The organism is Sinorhizobium psoraleae (assembly GCF_013283645.1).
GTDB lineage: Bacteria > Pseudomonadota > Alphaproteobacteria > Rhizobiales > Rhizobiaceae > Sinorhizobium > Sinorhizobium psoraleae.
This window is the reverse complement of the sequence record NZ_JABEKV010000007.1, coordinates 56,385-70,065: the sequence shown is the minus strand read 5'-3', so window position 1 is coordinate 70,065 and position 13,681 is coordinate 56,385. Positions and strand designations below refer to the sequence as shown.

The 13,681-nt window shown below is 60.6% G+C and carries 9 protein-coding genes and 2 pseudogenes; 8 read left to right on the top strand and 3 right to left on the bottom strand.

Annotated features, from left to right (window positions below):
* Window positions 1–16 precede the first annotated feature (16 nt).
* Window positions 17–691 (top strand): BON domain-containing protein, encoded by a 675-nt coding sequence (locus ILFOPFJJ_RS28180; RefSeq protein ID WP_173513857.1) that lies wholly within the window; start codon window positions 17–19, stop codon window positions 689–691.
* 12 nt (window positions 692–703) lie between these two features.
* Entirely contained in the window at window positions 704–3,382 is a 2,679-nt protein-coding gene (locus tag ILFOPFJJ_RS28175; protein WP_173513856.1) for a cation-translocating P-type ATPase, read from the top strand.
* Here ILFOPFJJ_RS28175 and ILFOPFJJ_RS28170 read toward each other — a convergent pair.
* Together ILFOPFJJ_RS28170 and ILFOPFJJ_RS28165 are read right to left on the bottom strand one after the other, a co-directional pair.
* Window positions 3,369–4,619: an MgtC/SapB family protein gene (locus ILFOPFJJ_RS28170; protein WP_173513855.1), complete on the bottom strand. Its 1,251-nt coding sequence runs from the start codon at window positions 4,617–4,619 to the stop codon at window positions 3,369–3,371. The two genes, ILFOPFJJ_RS28175 and ILFOPFJJ_RS28170, sit on opposite strands and share 14 nt — an antisense overlap.
* Window positions 4,620–4,766: 147 nt before the next feature.
* Window positions 4,767–5,444, bottom strand: a pseudogene (locus tag ILFOPFJJ_RS28165) (YoaK family protein).
* A 207-nt stretch (window positions 5,445–5,651) separates the two neighbouring features.
* On the opposite strand from ILFOPFJJ_RS28165, the gene ILFOPFJJ_RS28160 reads away from it, so the two are divergent.
* The 6 genes from ILFOPFJJ_RS28160 (at window position 5,652) to pyrF (ending at window position 11,617) form a co-directional block, all read left to right on the top strand.
* Window positions 5,652–7,979, top strand: a complete 2,328-nt coding sequence (locus ILFOPFJJ_RS28160) for a heavy metal translocating P-type ATPase (RefSeq protein ID WP_173513854.1) — start codon at window positions 5,652–5,654, stop codon at window positions 7,977–7,979.
* A gap of 110 nt (window positions 7,980–8,089) precedes the next feature.
* The gene (locus ILFOPFJJ_RS28155; RefSeq protein WP_246299847.1) at window positions 8,090–8,536 is read left to right on the top strand and encodes an alpha/beta fold hydrolase; all 447 of its coding nucleotides are present in this window, start codon (window positions 8,090–8,092) and stop codon (window positions 8,534–8,536) included.
* A gap of 227 nt (window positions 8,537–8,763) precedes the next feature.
* Window positions 8,764–9,345, top strand: coding sequence for an NAD(P)H-dependent oxidoreductase (locus ILFOPFJJ_RS28150; protein WP_173513853.1), 582 nt, complete (start codon window positions 8,764–8,766; stop codon window positions 9,343–9,345).
* Between the two features lie 114 nt (window positions 9,346–9,459).
* The gene (locus tag ILFOPFJJ_RS28145) at window positions 9,460–9,750 is read left to right on the top strand and encodes a hypothetical protein (RefSeq protein WP_173513852.1); all 291 of its coding nucleotides are present in this window, start codon (window positions 9,460–9,462) and stop codon (window positions 9,748–9,750) included.
* Between the two features lie 70 nt (window positions 9,751–9,820).
* On the top strand, window positions 9,821–10,138 hold the full coding sequence (locus tag ILFOPFJJ_RS28140) for a c-type cytochrome (RefSeq protein WP_173513942.1): 318 nt from the start codon (window positions 9,821–9,823) through the stop codon (window positions 10,136–10,138).
* Window positions 10,139–10,714: 576 nt separating this feature from the next.
* Window positions 10,715–11,617 (top strand): orotidine-5'-phosphate decarboxylase, encoded by a 903-nt coding sequence (pyrF, locus tag ILFOPFJJ_RS28135; protein WP_173513851.1) that lies wholly within the window; start codon window positions 10,715–10,717, stop codon window positions 11,615–11,617.
* A gap of 233 nt (window positions 11,618–11,850) precedes the next feature.
* Here pyrF and ILFOPFJJ_RS36795 read toward each other — a convergent pair.
* Window positions 11,851–12,890 (bottom strand): annotated as a pseudogene (locus ILFOPFJJ_RS36795) (IS110 family RNA-guided transposase).
* Between the last annotated feature and the right edge of the window lie 791 nt (window positions 12,891–13,681).

Below are 13,681 nucleotides of genomic sequence, written 5' to 3'. Positions count from 1 at the left end.
GAGGAAGGAGACTATCATGAGCGACATTCGCCTGCGCCAGGACATCCTGGATGAGCTCGAATATGAACCAAGCATAGACGCCGCGAACATCGGAGTAACGGTCGAGGACGGCGTCGTCACTTTAACGGGCCATGTTCACAGCTTTGCGGAAAAACACACTGCGGAACGGGTTGCGCAACGGGTGAAGGGCGTGCGCGCAATCGCCGAGGAAATCGAGGTGCGGCTGCCGGAGAACAAGAAGACCGCCGATGACGAAATCGCCAGCCGCGTGGTAAAAATTCTTGCCTGGGGAGCCGCAATTGCCGAGCTCAAGGACATCCAAGTCAAGGTTGAAAACGGTTACGTGACCCTGGCGGGAACGGTCGATTTTTATTTCCAGCGTAATGCGGCCGAGAGTTTGGTGCGTCGTCTGACGGGCATCACGGGGATCGACAACCGCCTCAGGATTCGCCCCATGATGGATGCGCTCGACATCCGGCATGGCATCAGGGAGGCGCTCAAACGCAATGCTGAGATAGAGGCCGAAAACATCGACATAGAAGTGTCCGGCAGTCATGTCAGCTTACGTGGCAAGGTTCAAAGCCGGTATGAAAGGACCGTGGCAGAACGAGCGGCCTGGTCGGCTCGAGGCGTCACGGCGGTCGAGGATCACTTGACCATCGAAGAACCCCAAAGGCACCGCAATGCCTGAATGGAGTGTCAAATGACCTCCGCTGTAATCCCTGACCTTGCCTCCCTCGGGGGGGCACTGGTCGGCAGTGCGGGACTTAGCCAAGAGGAGGCTCGCCTAAGGCTTGCGCGTTTTGGTCCGAACAGTCTTCCGGAACCGCAAGCCCCCTCTCTATTGACCACTTTCCTGCGCCAGTTCCGCAGCCCGCTGATCTACATCCTGCTTGCTGCGGTATTGGTATCTCTAATATTGGGGGATCTGAAAGATGCCCTTTTCATCGGCCTCGTGCTGATCGCGAACGGCATCATCGGGTCTTTGCAGGAGCATACGGCCGGCAAAGCCGCATTGGCGTTGCGCAGGTTGGAACAACCGAAGGCGAGCGTCTTCCGCGATGGGCGCTTGCAGGAAATCGACGCCCGACTGTTGGTGCCGGGCGATATCGTCGCGCTCGAGGCAGGTGGACGCGTGCCGGCCGATATCCGGCTCCTCTCAGCGACCGATCTTATTTGCGACGAATCCCTGCTGACGGGGGAATCAGCACCGGTTCACAAGCCCAGCTCGATTCTCGAGGCTGCTCCGGGAGAGGGCGAGCGCTCCACGGCCTTTGCCGGAACGCTCGTCACGCGCGGCCGCGGACAGGGTGTAGTCGCAGCGACAGGAGCAGCAACCGAGATCGGCAAGATTGCCACTGAGATCGGCAGGGCGTCCGTCACCAAGCCCCCCCTGATGATTAGGCTGGATCGCTTCTCCCGGTTCATCGCCTGGACCGTCGCGGCTGTCGTGACTCTTCTCGTCGCGGTCGGGATTGCCCGCGCAATGACGCTCAACGAGCTGTTCATGATGTCGGTCGGACTGGCGGTGAGTGCAATTCCGGAGGGTCTGCCGATAGCGATCTCGGTCGCGTTGGCAATCAGCATGCGCCGTGTGGCGAAGGCGCACGTGATCGTGAGTCGAATGCCGGCAGTCGAGGCTCTTGGCTCCTGCACGATGATCGCCACCGATAAGACCGGCACATTGACGCTCAACGAATTGACTGTAACTGATATTCGCCTGCCGGACGGTACCGATATTGTGTGCGACACGGGCGCCGATCTGGACGCCTGCACGATCCGGGGCAATGGGACCCCTCCCGCGGAGGCACGGGAACGGGCCATTGCCTTGTTCAAAGCCGCGTCGTTGCCCAACGAAGCGTCGATCGTCAAGGAAGCGAATGGCTGGAGCGCCGTCGGCGATACGGTCGACGTCGCATTGCTGGCAGCCGCCTACAAGGCGGGCTTGCTGCGTGAGGAAATCGCGAATGACTATCCTCTTGTCGCCCGGATCCCCTATGAGCCGGACCTCAAATATGCCGCCTCATTCCACCGCCACGGCGACAGCGTTCGCATCTTCGTCAAAGGCGCCGCGGAAACACTGATCGACATGGCCGACCGGATGGACGTGGTCGGTCGTGCCGAACCGATCGATCGGGAAGCTCTCATCAGGCAAAAGGAAGAGATGGCCGCGCGTGGTTTGCGGGTGCTTGCCTTTGCAGAGGGCGAGACGGCGATCCAGGCGGATGGAGGCTTCGGTCGGCACCTCCTCGTCGATCTCGTCTTCCTGGGCCTTGCCGGAATGCAGGATCCGGTGCGGCCTGAGGTACCGCAAGCCGTTCGCGATTGCCACTCTGCAGGCCTGGACGTTGCGATGGTCACTGGAGACGATCCCAAGACCGCAGCGGCCATCGGCTCCGCGGCCGGGCTGATCTTCACCGAAGAGCAGATCGTCACCGGAGACGATGTGCGCAGGGCTGAGGAAAATGGACAGGAAAGTGTCGACAGACTGACTCGCAATGGCCGCATCTACGCGCGTGTGGCCCCTTCGCAGAAACTGGCACTTGTCCTCTCGCTCGCGCGCAACGGTCACTTCGTCGCAGTCACGGGCGACGGCGTTAACGATGCGCCGGCGCTGAAGCACGCGCATATCGGCGTGGCGATGGGGCGCAAGGGGACGGAGGTGGCCAAGGAAAGCGCCGACATCGTCATCACCGATGACAACTTCGCTTCGATCGTCAGCGGAATTCGGGAGGGCCGGGTCGCCTATGCGAATATCCGCAAGGTCATTTTCATGCTGATGTCGACAGGGGCCGCGGAATTGCTGCTCTTCCTGCTGGCAATCCCTCTCGGCATGCCGATGCCACTTCTTCCCGTGCAGCTACTCTGGCTCAACCTGGTGACCAACGGCATTCAGGACATTGCGCTCTCCGGCGAGAACCCCGAGGGAGACGAGCTCCTGCAAGGGCCTCGAAAGCCGAGCGAGCCGATCTTTGATCGAGTTATGATCCGGCGGATTCTTCAATCTACCCTGGTCATGGGCGGCGGCGGCTTCGCGGCGTTCTACGTTGCACTCCAACAGGGCTACGGCGAAACCGAGGCACGCAATCTTCTTCTGCTGCTGTTTGTCCTGTTCGAGAACTTCCAGACCTACGCGAGCCGATCAGAGCGCAAATCAGTCTTCCAGCTGGGCTTTCTTGCCAACCCGCTTCTGCTTTTCTCCATCGCGGCTGCCCAGGCACTCCATATTGCTGCGATGTACACTCCCCTCCTCGATGAAACACTGCAAGTGTCTCCGATTTCGGTTTTTGAGTGGGCAATCCTGCTGGTTGCGGCGTCTTCTGCCCTGATCGTCGTGGAACTCGACAAATGGCGGGTTCGCCGTTCCACTAGCGATCAATGAAGAAGTGGATTGCGGCTCCGGCTCCGGCAGCGACGAGTGAAACGGCGGCAAGCGATGTCCAGTAACGTAGCGTTCCAGCCCCCACAGCCACCAACACCCTTCCACCTGCGTTTGCGAGTACCGCGGCAAGCACCGCTGCACCAACAGGCTGCAAAGGTGTCGCTCCGCCGCCAGCGCGAAGCGCCGTGAGTATCGCGACATCCACGTCAAAAATTCCCGACACCGCTGAGATGCCGATCAAGCTGTCGTCGCCCATGCCGCTCATCAACGCTGCGCCGGTCGTTGCGGTTAGGGCAAACAGGCCCGCAAAGACCAGAAGCGCAAAGAGCTCAAACGGATTTCGCGGACTGATCGGTTCGTCGCCGTGAGGTGCGGTTCTTGCCATCAGTGCGGCGCCGCTCGCGGCGAAAACCACCGCAGCCGCGACGATCGGGAGTACGACTACGGGGAAGACGCGCGGGGAAACGAGAAGGACGACCGTCAGCACTCGCAACAACGATACGACGGCGGCTATGCTTGCGGCTCCCGCCAAAGGCCCTGGTCGCTCACCAGCGCGCGCCTTCTGACCAAAGCTGGCCGTCACGGCAGTCGACGAAACGACCGCACCCACTAGCCCGCTCACCAACAATCCTCTCGACGACCCAAGCAGACGAACCGCGACGTACCCGACAAACGAAATGGTGGCGCTCAGGACCGTGAAGAGCCAAATCTCACGCGGATTGAGGCCGCCCCATGGGTCAATGGCATGGTTTGGAAGAAGAGGCAGGCCGATGGCTGTCATCGCCGCCAGCACCAGAGCCGAACGCAGCTCGATCCATGACAGATTCTTGAGAAGATTGTGCGTTAGCTCGCGGCTGGCGAGCACGCCAGCGAGTGCAGCCGCGCCCGCCGCCGCCACGCTGTAATCGCCAGTCACCGCCAATCCGCCGAGCCCAAAAACCGCCAACCCGGCAATAACGCCGGTGACGCTGAAATCCTCATCGTGCCGCGCCTCGCGCAGCTTGAACCAGGTGAAACTCAGCGCGAAGCTCATGAAGCCTGCCGCAAAGATCAGGTCGCTCCGCTGTGCATCGGACAGTGCCGCCAAGATCCCGCCAAGCAGACCCGAAATACCGTAGGTGCGGATGCCTGCCGTGCGGCTGCCTTCCGGCGCTTCCCTTTCCCGCCATCCACGTTCAAGTCCCACGAGCAGGCCTATGGCAAGGGCGAGCCCTAGACGGAGAATAAGAGGTTCCATTCGCTTGCGGCTTCGCCCCCGTGCAACGTATTGATGTCGGAGTTCCGTGAAAGCCCAAGTCGTGCGCCACCACTCCGGTGAGTCAGGCCGCAAAGCATATCCGATTTGGAGCGCCGCGCAGCAAGCCGCATCACTTGCGGAAAGCCGCTAACGATGTTGAACGTACCTGCCTTGCCAATGCCGGGGTATTTGGACCGCGACTGCTGTTAAAGCCAGGGCGGTAGCAACCGGCAGCCATAATGCCAGGTCCCCTACCCCTTGCACGAGGGTCGCCCCTAAAAGTGCTCCTGCCATCATGCCGAGCCACGGCACGATTTGGATGATCCAATGCGCGTTGCGGATGCCCATCGCTCAGCGTCCCAAACCTCGTCCGAAGCGTGACAGCGCCCCGGTAACATATGTCAAACCAACGGGCAGACCTTCGATCTGCTCGACAGAGGCGTTGATCGCGCCCATCGCCAGAATAAGCAAAAGGAAGCGGAGCTCTCTTTGATCACCTGTTAGGGCCGCGCATAACAGCAAAACGGATACAAATAGCAAAACAGCTTGCGGCCTGAACCTCATTGCAACCATTACTCCCGCGGCGTTCCCAATCACGAAGGTGACCAGTCCGCCGATGAGAAGCACTCCCCGAGCGACGTCGCCCTGCATTAGAGCGACGGATGCGCGAGTCGTATTGCCGCTCATGAAGGACACAAAATCTCCGAGGGACATAAGTCCTATCGCATCGGTCATGCCTGCAAGGAAAGATATTGTGGCGACGAGCGCCAAACCAACAGAACTCCTCTGACGCTTAATGATGCGCCGGCGCCGCTGTACCGTCATTTGTGATGATCCAAGTGAAACCCTGGCAAGGAAAGCAAATGCGACCCCGTGTTGCAAGCTCGCGATCGTCGAAGAATGGCGCCGCCATCACATGGCATGCATTTTTTTGCCTCGGCCGCCGTTTAGCGATTCCGTAGGGCCCTTGCGCGGGATCAAGCCAACGATCCTGTAATCCAGTATCCTTCACAAGATCAGTCGGAGAGCACGTTGACCAAGAGCCGAGTTGTCGAACCGTTTTGGCAAGGGAGAGAGCTGGGTAGGCGGATTCTCCTCTCCCTCATCGCTGTAGCCTTGCTCGCCGGCACGGCCGCCTGGCTCGCCGACCGACCCGACCTCAGCGCCTCGTCCTGGGCTGCAGGCACCGCGATTATCCTTGCGAGCCTCATTGCCGAGATCGTCATCAGTCTTGGAAGGAAGGAATTCGGGCTGGATCTCATCGCGGCGCTCGCGATGGGCGGCGCCCTGCTTCTCGGCGAATACCTCACCGGCAGCATCGTCGCACTGATGTACACGGGTGGGCAGGCGCTCGAGGATTTCGCTCAAAGGCGCGCACGCCGGGAACTGACGGCGCTGCTCAATCGGGTACCGCGTACCGCCGCTCGTTACGCGGATGGGCAGTTGCAGGAGGTTTCCATCGAAGAACTGAATCCTGGCGCCCGAATCCTGATACGCCGTGGCGAGGTGGTGCCCGTCGACGGAAACGTGCTGGATGGAATCGCAGTGCTGGACGAGTCGGCCCTGACGGGCGAAGCCCTGCCGGTCCGCCGCGGCTCCGGCGAGCCCGTAACGAGCGGCACGATGAACGCCGGAGATGCCTTTGAAATGGTAGCCTCCAGCGCGGCGAGCGACAGTACCTACGCGGCAATCGTTAGTCTGGTGGCGGCCGCAAAGGCCGCGAAGGCGCCTATTGTTCGGCTGGCCGACAGTTACGCGCTCGTATTTCTTGTAGTCACAATCGTTTTGGCGGGCGGGGCCTGGATCGCGAGCGGTGAAGCGATCCGCGCGCTTGCGGTGCTGGTCATTGCGACACCATGCCCGCTTATTCTCGCGGTCCCGATAGCGATCATCTCCGGCGTCTCCCGCTGCGCCGGCAAAGGTGTGCTCGTGAAGGGCGGAGGTGCGCTAGAGATGCTTGCGCGCATGAAGACGGTAATCCTCGACAAGACCGGGACCATTACCGATGGCCGCGCCCGTCTAATCGAGATCAAGACCCGCACCGATCTCGACCCTATGGAAGTGCTGCGTCTCGCGGCATCGCTGGATCAGGGCTCACATCACGTGATCGCCCGCGCGTTGGTCGCAGCCGCCCGCGAGCGGGAACTGAAACTTGTCGCACCGTCGGGATCCCTTGAAGTAGCAGGTTCCGGCATGACCGGCAACATAGACGGTCACGAAATCGCAGTGGGCGGCTGGGATTTCGTCAGCGCCAGGATTGTGGAGACCGCCTTCTCGCGAGAGATCCGGGAGTGGATCCGGAGGGATGGCACCGTCTCGGTTCTCGCCGCCAAGGACGGAATTCTCGCGGGGGCGTTTCTGCTTGCCGACGAGGTCAGGCCGGAGGCCGGCAGCGTGCTGAGGCGATTGCGCGATGCCGGCGTCGACCGGATCGTGCTTGCGACCGGGGATCGCACTGAGCTGGCGGAAAGCCTTCAGTCCTTCCTGGGATTGGACAGCGTTGTCGCCGAATTGAAGCCGGAGGACAAGACTCGGATTGTGGAAGCGGAAAGATCGGCAGGACCGGTCATGATGGTGGGTGATGGCGTCAACGACGCGCCGGCTCTCGCAGCCGCCGACGTCGGGGTAGCCATGGGCGCGCGCGGGGCGGCTGCCTCCTCGGAAGCGGCGGACGTCGTGATTCTGGTGGACAGGCTCGATCGCCTCGTCAGCGCCATCCGGATCGCGCACCGGTCACGCAGCATAGCCCTCCAGAGCGTCTACATGGGGATGGGCCTGTCCGTTGCTGGCATGTTTGCGGCAGCCTTCGGCTACCTGACACCGGTCCAGGGTGCACTGCTGCAGGAAGCGATCGACGTCGTTGCCATCTTGAACGCGCTGCGCGCTCTTGGAAGCCCTAACCACGGCTGGCAGAAAACAACACATTTGCCGCACGCGGAGCTCATGCAGCTCGAAGCCGAGCATCGTGCCCTGATGGACGTGGTTGACGAGCTACGCCATACGACCGAACGCATTCAAAACCTGCCGAAAACGGAAATCCGTAAAGAGCTTGCGGACCTGGACGCCCTGCTCCGTCGACGTCTTCTGCCGCACGAGCGGCAGGACGACGAGGAACTCTATCCGAGACTGCGCAGTCGGGCGGCCACGCCGGATGCCTTTGCCGGCATGAGTAGGGCTCACATGGAGATTCAGCGTCAGGTCCACAGCCTGACTTCCCTTCGAAAGGCCCTCGGTGCGCACGGGCCGAGCCCGGCGCAGCGCTACGAAATCCAGCGGCTGCTCCACGGGCTCGAAGCGATCACCCGCCTGCACTTTGCCCAGGAGCTGGAAATCTATCGCTTGCTCGAGGACGAGCAGTAGGAAACACCGGATCGAAATGGCTCGATCGCCGGTCCTTTTGAGCGAGATCAAGTCCTCAAGGCTCAACCCGACTAGGATACCCAAAAGATTGAAATTCCAGGATGGCGGCCATGGGTTGGATCGGGTGGATGTTGTCAGCGGGATCTATCGCTGTCGCGGTCGCAGGCGGGTTGATTTTCCTGTCCTTCAGCAATGACATCGATCGCGCGCGCTCCGCAGTCGCCAATGGCGCGCGTATTGCCAATACTGCCGCGGGTCCCATCGAATATGCCGAGAGAGGCGACGGCATTCCGCTCCTGTCCATTCACGGCGCAGGTGGTGGATGGGATCAGGGTCTGACCAACGTTGCCGATCTGGTCGGAAGCGGCTTTCGGGTGGTCGCCCCGTCTCGCTTCGGGTATCTGGAAACGCCTATTCCGGCCAATATTTCGCCCGCCGCGCGGGCCGATGCCCATGTGGCGCTGCTCTCCCAGCTTCAGATCGACGAAGCCGTGGTCGTCGGCGTCTCGGCTGGCGCGCGCTCGGCAGTCGAGCTGGCGTTTCGCCATCGAAGCTGATCGTCTACCACACCGGCGGCCATCTGCTCGTCGGACACGGCGAAAGGGTTAAGGAAGCCGTTAGCGATTTCCTTGCTCAGACAGGCACAATGCAGCCCTCCGGATCCGGTGCCGGAACCCTTGTTCGGCCAAAGGCGCCTGCACCGGCAGTTTCGTCGACGCGGTCATGAGCGAAAGAGCTGACAGGCGTTCAATAGCATGCGTCGTGTTTTTACGGAGCACAGCAGATGACCAGGCACATCACGATTGTCCAGGGCCATCCGGACCCGGCCGGGCAGCACCTCCTGCACGCCATGGCTGACGCTTATGCCGAGGCCGCCACGGCCGCGGGACACGAAGTGCGGCGCATAGAGGTAGCAAAGCTCGAGTTCCCGCTGCTGCGGACCCAGGAAGATTTCGAGACCGGGGCACTACCACCGGGCCTGGAGCAGGCTCGGGAGGACATGCGCTGGGCCGAACACTGGGTCTTTCTGTTTCCTCTTTGGCATGGAACGATGCCGGCCCTGCTCAAAGGCTTTCTCGAGCATATTTTCAGGCCGGGTTTTGCAATGGAATACAAGAAGGACGGCTTCCCGAAGCGGCTGCTTGCCGGGCGCTCCGCCCGCATAATCGTCACCATGGGAATGCCGGTGCTTCTTTACCGGTGGTACTTCGGCGCATACGGCGTTCGCAGTTTCGAGCGCAGCATGTTGCGCTTTGCCGGAATCAAACCCATCCGGGAGAGCTTATACGGCCTCTCCTTTGCCGACGAGAAGAAGCGCTCGCGCTGGATCGATGACATGCGCGACTACGGCAGACAGGCCCGCTGACTTCAAACGGATCAGGATTGGAAATCCGTCTTTGAGCTTGATCAAGGAGTTTCTCTGCGCGTGAAGCATAATGCTTGAGTGAGCATGAATCGCTTATGTGCCGGGAGGACGAAAATGCCCTTAAAGTTGATCAGTGGAATGATGAAGGCATCGGGTGACGAGGCACTTCTGATCATGGAGAGAGATGTCGGAGGCGATGAGATCGTTCGGGTGACAAAGGAGGCGCTTCTCGATATCGCCGATCCGCCGCTTTGCAACGAGTGCCGCCTGCAGGAATATGTCTCAGTCTTCAGCGACATCGCGTCCAACAAATTCGATGGCAAGAAGCTCACGTCCGATGGGCACGTGGCAGTAACCGCGACTGATGTTTCTGCTTGGAAGACTCTTCATCCGGACGCGGCTTGAGAGAGGCGTCAGTTGCAATCCTAGCCGGTGACGCGAACCCTTGCCGGCGAACTCAATGGACACGGCTGCAATGAAGCGAATAAGTGGACTGCAAAGCGCTGTTGCCGTTGCTCTCCTTCTGATGATCACTAGCGAGAGCACCGCGGCCGATCGACTCCGCGGCCGCGCCATCGCCGAACGCTGGTGCAGCGAGTGTCACGTCGTTGCACCTGGACAAGTTCGCGGCTCTGATACTGTCCCGACGTTTGCTCAGATGGGTGAATCGGAACGGTTTGATGAGAGAAGCCTTTCGGCGTTCTTGGCTACGCCTCACCACTCCCGCATGCCGAACCTGTCCCTGACTCGTGCCGAGATCGCCGATCTCGTCGCGTACATAAAGTCGAAATGATCTTAGCCGACCTGTCGCGGAGATCGACGCTCCAACCGAGAACGCAGTGTGAGCGCAATGACTGAAATAAGTCATCTCTGGCCCCTGACGCTGGGATTCAGGGGAAGGACATGGGACCTGGGTGGCGTGCTGCGCGGTCTGATCGACGTAGGACAATCCCCGATACGGCGCTGGGGCAGGAAATCGGATGCCCGCCAGGTTGAAGGAGGCAGGTCCACGCTGGAACAGGGTCGCGCGGTAACCAATCCGCGGATGAGTGCGTGATCAATCGTCGTCAGGCGACAGTCGCGCAGCACACCAGCGATCGTCATGAGAGCGCCGTAGGGTTTGCCGAAGGCTTGTGGGAAACGCCGGCACCAGAGGTGGAAGACCAAAATGAACCGCTTGCCGGGGGCAGTTCTCTAATTGCGGATCCCCAGTCGAGTGGCTTTTTTCCCCCGCTGTTGCTGCTCAGGTGAGATGACATGCCGTACTCTGACACACACGGCGAAGTTGATGTCCGCCTGAAAGGCATATTATGCTTGCGCGTCACGGTGAACCGCTGCAACGATTTTCGCGACAACAGGAATCCAGCAAATGTCGTCAATTCCCTGGGTAGAATTAGTTCAGCACAATACCGCTAAATTCAGCGAGCTCGTTGCTGGCATTGATCCTTCGCTGGTGGATATGCCTGCTTTCTTTGAGCAGGATGACGGCATTCCCTGGATTAGCCGCTTCGTCGATTTCGTCTTAGATGCCATCGAGGGACAGGTCGGATTCGTAAAATTTCAGAGCGCCTACTTCGAAGCGTGCGGCCTTTCCGGTCTTACGGCGCTCTCATTAGGCATGAAGCGGGCCAAGGCCGCCGGAATGGGAGTGATCCTGGATGCCAAAAGGGGCGACATCGGAGCAACCGCCGCCGCCTATGCCCACGCCTATCTGACGCCGGCGTCCGAAGGCGGAGGCGGAGGCGGTGACTTCGAAGCGGATTGCCTGACGGTCAACCCGCTGATGGGCCCAGACACGCTCGAGCCTTTTGCCGCAACCGCAAAACGCTACGGCAAAGGCCTTTTTGTGCTCTGCCGCACATCGAATCCCGGCGCTGGTTGGCTGCAGGACAAGATGACGGGGAACCGACTGATCTCCGATCACCTTGCCGATCTCATCGCAGGTCTTGCTCCAGACCCTGAAGGTTTGAACCCGATTGGTGCCGTTATCGGAGCGACGGTTCCGCATGAAGGAAGGCGGCTGCGAATGCTTCTCCCGCGCTCCATCATTCTGGCTCCGGGCCTTGGTGCACAAGGCGGTGATGCCAGCAGCATACATGCCCTTCGTGGAACCCAGCAGGGCGATCTTTTAATTCCTGTCTCGCGCGGTCTTACTCGCATCGAAGACCGAGGAATCTCTGCGGCAGCCTATCGCGACCTGATCTTGGAACGGATCAGTGCCGTCAAGGGTGCGATCGCCCACGGCCCGACGTCCACGGCCGCGGTTGGCTGAACAGCAGCGCTGACTGCTGTCTCACAGTCTGCTCTTGCCGGATTCACTGTTCTCTCCGTGGTCGAGACGGGCGCTCGCCACATCATGGCATCGGATGCTGTGGTTCCCAATGTCGGTCGCGCGGTTCTGTTTCAGAAGGCTCGCAACTGCCCCCGCGGGGTTACCACTGCTTCGTCCTGGCAAGGGACAGGGCTGCCGTCAGGTGACGGATCTGGTGAGCGATCGAGACGCCCCTAAGCGGTCTCGATCGCTGCGCTCGACGACCATCGGAACGTTCCGCCAGTCGCCCACAAACGGTGCATGATGACGGCCATCTTACGGGCAACGGCGACGGCGGCTTTTTCATGCCGCTCTTCTTCGCGATCCGCAGACCCCAGGCCTTTAGCGCCGACCATTTCTCGACCCGCGTCAACAAGGTGGTCGCGGCCTCGAACAGGTAGGCGCGCACGAGAGGATCTCCGCACTTGGAGATCTTGCCGTTGTGGTCGGCCTCGCCCGACTGATAGCGCCTGGGCGTCAGGCCGAGATAGGCTCCAACGCTGCTCGACTTTGCGAACCTCACCGGATCATCGATCGCGGCGATGAAAGCGATCGCCGTCAGCAGCCCTATTCCGGGAATCGTCATCAGCCGGCGGCATGTCTCGCTTCCCCTGGCATAGCGTGCCAGCTCTCGATCGAGGCAGAGAATTTGCTGCTTCAGGATGGTGTAGACCGTAAGCAAAGCGCGTACGGTGTGGCCCACGCGACCAGCACCTGGCGCGCACGCTTCGCTGACCAATGTTTCGAACGACAGTCCGTCACGTCACCTGAGGACAATTCCGAAGGTCTTCAGCATTCCTCTGATCTGGTTGCTCACCTCAACGCGCATGGCGACGAGTTGGGCCCGCGCCCCCAGCATCGATCGGACCGTGTGACTGTCGAGGCTTTTGACGCCGACTTCGCGGTACCAGCCAGCCTTGACGATTTGTGCCAGGCCATGAGCATCGTTCTTGTCTGTCTTGTTGATTTGCATGTTCAAAGCCGCCTTGGCGTGGCGGGCGTCGAGGCAGACGATCGGCAATCCTTCGGCTTTGAGCGCGTGCCAATGCCAGGTCGACAGCGGACCGCTCTCCAGTCCGATCCGGATCGCATGCGGCGCCTTGGCTTTGATGGCGCTCGAAATGCCCTCCGGTGTCGACAGACATGTGCCCTGCCAAACGATCTTGCCATCGCTGCCAATGACGCACACGTGGGTGATGTCCTGCGACACATCCAATCCGACGAACTGTTCCATGGCCTGCTCCCGGGTTTAACGGCGGCAGGATAGCACCGACCGCAATTATCCCATGTCGGTCCCGGTTTCCGCCCTTCGGGCGGCGCTATGCTAAACATGGGGTAATCGCGCCGCAATTCGCCCCAAGGCAGTTTTATAAGAGTGATGGCTGGCGGGAGTGGTTGCTCCCGATACGAGCATCGCTGAAGACGAGCAGTTCCCCCAAGCGGCTGAGTGACATCCGTCGCGGGCCGGTCACGTTCCTCCCCCCCGTGATCGGCCCTTCCCGCTTTCACGACCGCCGATGACCGTGGGCCAGGACCGACCTGGCCCACAATCATGTTGAGGGGAGGCCCGATTCCCCCTCCCCTCATATGTGGAACGGCCTGCTTGACAAGGGCCACTCCTGTCTTTGAATCTATGGAGCGGTGCGGTCATATGTTCGGCCTGTTGCGCGGTCGAAACCGCTGGCCATGATGATATCCGCAGCACAAATCGCCTAATCAAACTCACGCCCTCCGATGCGCAAAGAGGGGCACGGTCTGATTTGCACTGGGATGACGCTCCTTCGATTCATCAACAGAAAGCGCCTTGCCATGATACGGCAGAATCGCCGGAATAGTGTGTGACGTTATGCGTCTGAATCTCCCGCATCACACCGATGGCGTGGCTGACGATCTCGCCGCTCTATTCTGCATTCGCACGTGCCGCCATCACCGTCGAATTCGCCTGGTCTGCGCTTTCGGCCGTCTGCTGCACGGAGCATGTCACCTGTTCCACTGCAGCCGCGGTCTCTTCGAGGTTGGCCGCCT

Excerpts from the sequence above, each read along its gene's own strand:
- ILFOPFJJ_RS28155 (WP_246299847.1), top strand. The coding sequence starts at position 8,090 with ATGGGTTGGATCGGGTGGATGTTGTCAGCGGGATCTATCGCTGTCGCG.
- ILFOPFJJ_RS28145 (WP_173513852.1), top strand. The coding sequence starts at position 9,460 with ATGCCCTTAAAGTTGATCAGTGGAATGATGAAGGCATCGGGTGACGAG.
- ILFOPFJJ_RS28180 (WP_173513857.1), top strand. The coding sequence starts at position 17 with ATGAGCGACATTCGCCTGCGCCAGGACATCCTGGATGAGCTCGAATAT.
- ILFOPFJJ_RS28175 (WP_173513856.1), top strand. The coding sequence starts at position 704 with ATGACCTCCGCTGTAATCCCTGACCTTGCCTCCCTCGGGGGGGCACTG.
- ILFOPFJJ_RS28140 (WP_173513942.1), top strand. The coding sequence starts at position 9,821 with ATGAAGCGAATAAGTGGACTGCAAAGCGCTGTTGCCGTTGCTCTCCTT.
- ILFOPFJJ_RS28150 (WP_173513853.1), top strand. The coding sequence starts at position 8,764 with ATGACCAGGCACATCACGATTGTCCAGGGCCATCCGGACCCGGCCGGG.
- ILFOPFJJ_RS28170 (WP_173513855.1), bottom strand. The coding sequence starts at position 4,619 with ATGGAACCTCTTATTCTCCGTCTAGGGCTCGCCCTTGCCATAGGCCTG.
- pyrF (WP_173513851.1), top strand. The coding sequence starts at position 10,715 with ATGTCGTCAATTCCCTGGGTAGAATTAGTTCAGCACAATACCGCTAAA.